The sequence below is a fragment of the Pantoea sp. ACRSB genome, from assembly GCF_022346905.1.
GTDB classification, from domain to species: Bacteria; Pseudomonadota; Gammaproteobacteria; order Enterobacterales; family Enterobacteriaceae; genus Pantoea; species Pantoea piersonii.
Map to the genome: position 1 here is coordinate 1 of NZ_JAKRNL010000027.1, position 1,729 is coordinate 1,729.

Here is a 1,729-nt window from a genome sequence, read left to right on the forward strand (position 1 = left end):
CGGATAACCCCATCAATTAACCTTCCGGCACCGGGCAGGCGTCACACCGTATACGTCCACTTTCGTGTTTGCACAGTGCTGTGTTTTTAATAAACAGTTGCAGCCAGCTGGTATCTTCGACTGGCCTCGGCTCCGGGAGCAAGTCCCTTCACCTACGCGCCAGCGTGCCTTCTCCCGAAGTTACGGCACCATTTTGCCTAGTTCCTTCACCCGAGTTCTCTCAAGCGCCTTGGTATTCTCTACCTGACCACCTGTGTCGGTTTGGGGTACGATTTCGTGTTGCCTGATGCTTAGAGGCTTTTCCTGGAAGCAGGGCATTTGTTGCTTCAGCACCGTAGTGCCTCGTCGTCACGCCTCAGCCTTGACCATCCGGATTTGCCTGGATAGTCAGCCTACACGCTTAAACCGGGACAACCGTCGCCCGGCCAACATAGCCTTCTCCGTCCCCCCTTCGCAGCAACACCAAGTACAGGAATATTAACCTGTTTCCCATCGACTACGCCTTTCGGCCTCGCCTTAGGGGTCGACTCACCCTGCCCCGATTAACGTTGGACAGGAACCCTTGGTCTTCCGGCGAGCGGGCTTTTCACCCGCTTTATCGTTACTTATGTCAGCATTCGCACTTCTGATACCTCCAGCAGCCCTCACAGGCCACCTTCGACGGCTTACAGAACGCTCCCCTACCCAACAGTATCGCTACTGCTGCCGCAGCTTCGGTGCATGGTTTAGCCCCGTTACATCTTCCGCGCAGGCCGACTCGACCAGTGAGCTATTACGCTTTCTTTAAATGATGGCTGCTTCTAAGCCAACATCCTGGCTGTCTGGGCCTTCCCACATCGTTTCCCACTTAACCATGACTTTGGGACCTTAGCTGGCGGTCTGGGTTGTTTCCCTCTTCACGACGGACGTTAGCACCCGCCGTGTGTCTCCCGTGATAACATTCTCCGGTATTCGCAGTTTGCATCGGGTTGGTAAGCCGGGATGGCCCCCTAGCCGAAACAGTGCTCTACCCCCGGAGATGAGTTCACGAGGCGCTACCTAAATAGCTTTCGGGGAGAACCAGCTATCTCCCGGTTTGATTGGCCTTTCACCCCCAGCCACAGGTCATCCGCTAATTTTTCAACATTAGTCGGTTCGGTCCTCCAGTTAGTGTTACCCAACCTTCAACCTGCCCATGGCTAGATCACCGGGTTTCGGGTCTATACCCTGCAACTTAACGCCCAGTTAAGACTCGGTTTCCCTGCGGCTCCCCTATACGGTTAACCTTGCTACAGAATATAAGTCGCTGACCCATTATACAAAAGGTACGCAGTCACCCCATAAAGAGGCTCCCACTGCTTGTACGTACACGGTTTCAGGTTCTGTTTCACTCCCCTCGCCGGGGTTCTTTTCGCCTTTCCCTCACGGTACTGGTTCACTATCGGTCAGTCAGGAGTATTTAGCCTTGGAGGATGGTCCCCCCATATTCAGACAGGATACCACGTGTCCCGCCCTACTCATCGAGCTCACAGCAAGTGCACTTTCGTGTACGGGAGTATCACCCTGTACCCTGCGACTTTCCAGACGCTTCCACTAGTGCACAAGCTGATTCAGGCTCTGGGCTGCTCCCCGTTCGCTCGCCGCTACTGGGGGAATCTCGGTTGATTTCTTTTCCTCGGGGTACTTAGATGTTTCAGTTCCCCCGGTTCGCCTCATGCCACTATGTATTCATGACATGATAGTGTGACGA

Annotated in this window: 1 rRNA gene; it reads right to left on the reverse strand. The window is 54.3% G+C overall.

The annotated features are described in order from the left end of the window. Positions 1-1,729, reverse strand: a 23S ribosomal RNA gene (locus MHZ89_RS22565); the annotation flags it as partial.